4 protein-coding genes are annotated in these 6000 nt (G+C 69.4%); 1 reads left to right on the top strand and 3 read right to left on the bottom strand.

The genetic code is table 11. The features are described from left to right. Nucleotides 1-522: 522 nt before the first annotated feature. Nucleotides 523-684, bottom strand: a complete 162-nt coding sequence (locus tag OG485_RS43835; protein WP_328443331.1) for a hypothetical protein — start codon at nucleotides 682-684, stop codon at nucleotides 523-525. Between the two features lie 187 nt (nucleotides 685-871). On the opposite strand from OG485_RS43835, the gene OG485_RS43830 reads away from it, so the two are divergent. Then, on the top strand, nucleotides 872-1777 hold the full coding sequence (locus OG485_RS43830) for a hypothetical protein (RefSeq protein ID WP_328443333.1): 906 nt from the start codon (nucleotides 872-874) through the stop codon (nucleotides 1775-1777). On the opposite strand, the gene OG485_RS43825 is transcribed toward OG485_RS43830, so the two are convergent. Continuing rightward, entirely contained in the window at nucleotides 1735-2523 is a 789-nt protein-coding gene (locus tag OG485_RS43825; protein ID WP_328674190.1) for a hypothetical protein, read from the bottom strand. The two genes, OG485_RS43830 and OG485_RS43825, sit on opposite strands and share 43 nt — an antisense overlap. A 314-nt stretch (nucleotides 2524-2837) precedes the next feature. After that, a complete protein-coding gene (locus OG485_RS43820) occupies nucleotides 2838-5930 on the bottom strand; it encodes a tetratricopeptide repeat protein (protein ID WP_328663182.1) in 3093 nt (1030 codons plus the stop codon). Nucleotides 5931-6000 lie beyond the last annotated feature (70 nt).

The raw sequence follows: 6000 nt of genomic DNA, 5'->3' as shown, positions 1-6000 counted from the left end.
AAGAACCTGCTTCGCAGGTTCCAAGGGAACTCCTGCGCTGCGCGCGGAGTTGGAGCGGAAGCCCGCGCTGCGCGCGGGTGGCGGAGCGAACTCCTCGCGGTGCGAGGAGTTGGGCCTCGCGCTGCGCTTCGAGCCAGTGTTTCCTTCCGTCAGAAGTTTCGGTGAATCCGGAGGTTGGGCTGGTGCCCTTCCGGCTCTCCGCTTACGCTCCGAGCCGGCGGCTCCTCGTCGCTGCGCTCCTTGAGGAGCCTGGGGGTCCGTCCGCTGCGCTCCCGGACCCGGCCCGCGTTCCGCGGGCGGCTGGCTACGGAGGCACGGGGCGGGTGGTCGGTGAGCTGTTTCCTTTGCTGTAGAACTTTTGGTGAATCCGGGTTCGGGGTGGGTGCCCCTGAGTTGGAGTTGCGGGCGGTGCTCGGCGGTGTGTCTCGCTGAGGTGGGAGCGCGGAGGACTCAATGGGTGTGTAGCCGGGCTGTCCTGACATCACCTCAGCAGGCGTGTGTCAGGCGAGGTGTGGTGGAGTGTCAGTCGTGCTGCCACCAGGTGACTGCGAGGCCGGCCAGAAGGCCGCCGATGTGGCGGGCGGCTCCGGTGAGGAGTGCTGCGGAGACGAGGCGCCGCCAGGAGGCGGTGGCTGCGTGGTCCTGGTGCGCGGTGGTGGAGGGGGTGCGGTTCTTCTTCGGCATGACGGGTGTCCTTCGTTCGGGCAGGGCGCGGCCGCGCGCCCTTGCGGGGTGTGGGTAGTGCAGCGAGGCGGTCCGCCGGGGGTCGGCAGGGTTGTTGTGCTGCTGAACTGATCGTGGCAGCCGGGTGGTGGGCGCTGCATCCTCAACAGGGGTCTGGTTGGCGGGAGAACGATGTAATTTCCACCCCGTGTACACGTGGGAGAGCATCACCGGGCCCGGCAGCATCGAGGACCTCGTCGCGGACGCGCATGCGGCCGGTCATCCGGACATGACCGTGCGGCGGGTCCACGACTGGATCGCCAAGGGGTTGCTGGACCAGCCGCAGCTGCGTACCCGGCACCGCGGTTCGGACAAGGCCGAGCACAGCGTCAACCAGCGCCGGCTGCTGCTGCTCCTGCTCGACAAGCGGCAGCAGGTAGCGCACCTGAGTGCGCTGGCGCAGGTGCCGCTGGCGATGTGGCTGTGGTGGGACGGCTACGTCTCCACCCGGCAGGCGCAGCGGGCATGGGTGACCTGGGTGGGGCGCGGTAGGCGCAGCCAGGAGGTGGCGCGCGAGGGTGCTGTGGGTCTGCTGGAGCAGGTCGGGCATCCATTGGCCGGCGGGACCGCGCGGGCCCGGTTCGTGCGGACCATCACCGCACTGGGCAACGGCAAGGCCCTGACGGTGCGCGGGCGAGCCGAGCTGCTGGACGCCGTGCGGGATGTGATGGAGCCGGAGTCGGTGTTCGCCGCCAGCGGCCTCGTCCGCGCGCTCGGCCCCGTGCAGACACCGATGACCGTCGAGGCGGTCGTGAGCCACGTCGAGGCCCTCAGCGCCGCGCTGGGCCGCACCCTGGACCAGGCGGTGGACGGTGCGCTGCTGGAGCGGGCCCGCGCCATCCACCGTGTCTCCATGGCCGACTACCTCGCCCAGCGCGGTGACCTCGCCGCCGGTGCCGGAGAGCTGGCCGGCCTCTTTCGCGAGCCCACCCTCCAGGAGCAGTTCGACCAGACCGGGAAGCAGCTCCTGCTCGTCCTGGGGATGGAACTGCTCCGCCGCCCCCGCCCGGCTCAGCGCACCGTGGCGGCGTCTCGCGGGACGAACCGCGTGTAAGGGTGGGCGGGGTCCGGGCTCGGCTCGCCCGGCGGCAGCACGGGAGCCAGCGTCTCGAACACCCGCTCCATCACCTGGTCCGTGTACCCGTCCATCGTGGCCGAAGCCTGTAGCAGCACACCCCCCGCCCGCAGCGGGAGCACCCGGTGGAATACGCCCGAGTCCTCCAGCACCGCGGCGCCGCCCAGCCGCGCCGCAAGTTCCGCCGGGCAGACCGTCACCCAGGCGTAGCCGCGCAGGAACTGCCGACCTTCGCGCAGGGACGTGCGCCGCCTGCGGCGCAGCACGATATCGAGGTTGCTGAGTTCGTCGAAGTCGTCCCACTCGATGTGGCCGTAGAGGGGGCTGCTCCCATCCAGCGCGGCGTACAGGAAGTCCACCACCGCAGTGCAGGATGCGGCGTCATCTGGGGAATTGACACTGGTCAAAGCCGATGCCCGCCAGATGGAACCGTCACTCAGGACGTGGTAGGAGCTCGCCCGTCCCAGGTCGTCCAGTTCCCCGCCCTCCGTGAGAAACACGAGTTGGGCTCCCCAAGGGAACGCGGCGAGCTCCTCCTCGAACTGCGGCCACGTCTTCGCGATGCGGGGGAAGCGGCGCACCGAGTCGTCGATGTCCGGGACGATATGCGCTTCGGAGACGACCCCTCCCCCGCTCCCGGCCTCCGCCTCCACCAGGCCGCTGTACAACCCGGTGCGGGCGGCACGAAACCACCGGACCAGCGATGCCCCAGGACTGCCCGGCACAGCCGCATCGAACGAGGCTTCAACGCATACGTTCATCCCACGCACCCTACTGGTGCCCGGCAATAGGAAATCCTGCGACGATCACCACATTCCGAAGCAATCACTGAACTCGCACTTCAGGAGCCTCTCCGGCTCCTCAACCTCTGCCGAAACCCCAGCTCAGGTCGACACATCACAACAACCAGAAATCCCGCAACGATCACTAGACCAACAGCTCAACGCATCAATCACGCAGTGATCCTTAGCGGATTTGTCACAGGAGGGGATCTTCCGCGATTAGCCGGTCGGCGGTGAGCTGGCCCGGTTCGAGGCGGTCAGGGGGTGCGGGCTTCAGCGAGGTAGCCGGAGACGGTTCGGGTGGTGGGGTGGTCGGGGCCGAGTGCCTCGGTGAGACCGGCGATCGCGTCCTCGTACAGGGGGATGGCGTGTTCCAAGTCTCCGTCGGCCTGGTGCAGCCGGGCCAGGCCGCTGAGCGTGATGAGGGTCTCGAAGTGCTTCGCGCCCAGCACCTGGGTGCGCCGGTCCAGTGCGGTGGTGAACAGCTCCCGGGCCCGGTCGAGGGCTCCGGCCTCCCTGCAGGCGGCGGCGAGGTTGTGGAGGTGGCGCAGGGTATCGGGGCTGTCCGGCCCGGAGAGCTGCTCCTGGAGGGTCCGCGCCTCCTCGAGCAGCGGGACGGCCGCCGCGGCGTTGCCCAGTTGGAGGCGGCAGAGCGCCAGGGCGGCCAGGGTCAGGAGGGTCTGGGGGTGCCCGCTCCCGAGGACCTCCCGGCGCTGTCCGAGAGTGGTCTCGTACAGGTCGACTGCCTCCTCCGGCTTCCCGGCAAAAGCGAGGGCCGAGGCCAGCAGGTTCCGGCTCACCAGGGTGTCGACGTGGGTCGGGCCCAGAATCTGCTCGCGTTGGACCAGCGTCTGGCGGCACAGCTGCAGCCCGGTATCGACCTCACCCTTTTTCAGGTGCAGGTAGGCGAGGTTGCTCTGGCTCAGCAGGGTGTCGGGGTGGTCCTCGCCCAGGCTCGTCAGTCGCTGCTTCCACGCTTCCTGGTAATAGGGGGACGCCTCATCGATCCGACCGGCCGCCTCCAGGGTGTAGCCCAGGTTGCTGAGGCAGTCCACGGTGGTCGGGTGCCCGGGCCCGAGGAGGTGGGTCAGCTCGGATAGTGCCGCATGGTAGTGCGCGAGCGCCTCTTCGTGCCGGCCGACGCTCGCGTATGCCCCGGCGAGGTTGTTCCGCACCTGGGCCGCGTTTGCTGCCAGGGGTGCCGAGTTGCCTTCCCAGCGGACCAGGAGTTCCTCGTGGCGGAGCAGGTCCTCGTAGATCTCGATCGCCTGCTCGTACCGGCCGCTGTACTCGTATGCCCGGGCCAGGTCGTTGCGCAGGGTCAGGGTCCGGGCGTGCTCCGGGCCCAGGTGCTCGGCGGCGACGGCGGAGGCATCGATGCGTTCTTTGACGGCGGCCTCTAATCGGCCGCTGTCTTGGTAGGCGGAGGCAAGGGTGGCCCGGATGTTCAGGGTGGTGAGGTCGCCCGGGCCGAGCGCCCGGGTGCTCCGCTTGCGGAGTTCTTTCAAGTCGTCGATCACGTCGTCGAACTCGCCGGCCGCCACCAGGGCGGAGGCGAGCGCGTCGCAGCCGATCAGGGCGGTTCGGTCGTCGGGGCCGAAACCCGCCACCACCTGCCGCGCGTACGCCCGGCGAACCGGCAGGGATCGGACTATCTGGCCCTGCCGGTGCAGGTACACCGAGGTCTCGCCGAAGAGCCGGGCCAGGTCCGGGCGGTAGTCCCCGGGGTCGGTGCCGGAGAGAGCGATCACATGCGGTGCGAGCAGGGCGAGCACGGCCTCGTCCGGGGCTTCGTCCGGGGCGGCTTCGGCCCCGTCCGGATACACGGCTTCGAGCAGGACGCGCCCGGCCTGAGGTCGGCCGCGTGGCGGCGGAGGGACGCTGCCCTCGGCCGTCTCGCGGCTGGCGTGCCGGATCGCCTTGTCGCGCAGCACGGTCTGCACCAGGCGGTGGACGGAGACCGTCTTGTCGGTGAGGGAGACCATGCTGAAGGCGCTCAGCCACCCCAGGGCACTGGGAACCGGGACCTTGCCGGGGGCGAGCGGGGCCAGCAGGAACCGGGGGCAGTTGTCGGGGTCGAGCCAGGCCAGGACGTGGAGCAGTTCGACGGCCAGCGGGACGGTCTCTTCCAACGCGGTGAGGGTGAGCTTCCAGACCCGGGCCACCGTCTGCTCCTCGCCGGAGTGGTCCTGGGCAGCTTCGTCCAACTGCTCGGCGAGGCTGTCTCGGTAGCTTTGAATGCTGGTCACCGTCTGGGCCATGTAGGCGGCAGCCTGTTCCAGGGCCAGTGGCAGGTCGCCCAGTTCCTTCGCCAGCTGGCCTGCATGCCACTCCTCCTCGAGGGAGCTGAAGGGTTCCCAGGCGTTGAGCAGCGCGACGGAGTCTTTGCGCGGCAGGACGTCCAGGCCGATCAGCGTCCCCCGGCGTTTCCATCCCGTGGTGTGGCGGCTGGTGATCAGATGGTGCCCGCGCCCGAGGCTGCCCAGGTGCGGCCAGAGCAGGTTCGGGTCCTCGACGTTGTCGTAGACCAGCAGCCAGTTGTCGTGCTGCTGGAGCCAGGACAGGGCCCAGGCGGTGAGCGCGCGCTCGGACGGCACGGTGCCGCCCCAGAACGGACTCAGCCGTACCGCGATCTCGGCGAGCGCGGCGTCGACGGCCCCGGGGGCGGCTGCATCGATCCACCAGACCAGGTCGTAGGAATGCCGGTGGGTCTGGGCATACTGCCGGGCCAGCTCGGTCTTGCCGACGCCGCCCAGGCCATGCACCACCACAACCGGGATGCCGACGCCGTCGGCACGTCGGAGCAGCTCGGTCCGGATCGCGGCCAGCTCGTCCGCCCGGCCGGTGAAGGTCGCCTTCGGAGGGCGCAGGCTGGATTCGCCGCGGGCCTCGGTTTCGGCAGCCCAGCGGATCGCCGTCGGCGGGAGCTGCGTGACATGGGGGATTGTCGGGCCGTGGTTGTCCCCGACGCCAGCTACCGCCCCAGTACCGTCGACCGGCCTGCCTAACTTTCGGCCTGGCCCTGAGGTCGTTTCCGGTGCTGGAACAGGCTTGCTGGCCGCAGTGCGTTGCAAGTCCAGCAGTTCCTGTGTCTGCTCCTCCGGCAATTTCAGCCCGGCCGCGATCACGGCGACCGTCCTCTTCGTCGGCACGGGAGCGCCGGGCTGAAATGCCTTGAAGACGGTAGTGCGGCTTATTGGCCCGACCCTGGTTTTTATGCGGCCGACGAGCTGGTCCTTGTTCAGACCCGAGAGAGCCACGGCGTTCTCCAGGCGGGCACGCAGCTCGGCCAGTGCCGCTGCCTTACGCCCATCGGCGTCCCCCTCCACATACCCCCCTGAGTCCCGCACGTCCAAAGAAGTCCATCTTTGTCCAGCTGGACCGGGGCGGACACCTGTTCCGTGAAATTGGGGCGGGTCA

The sequence above is a fragment of the Streptomyces sp. NBC_00328 genome (genome assembly GCF_036139655.1).
GTDB lineage: Bacteria > Actinomycetota > Actinomycetes > Streptomycetales > Streptomycetaceae > Streptomyces.
This window is presented reverse-complemented; position numbering and strand designations above follow the sequence as displayed.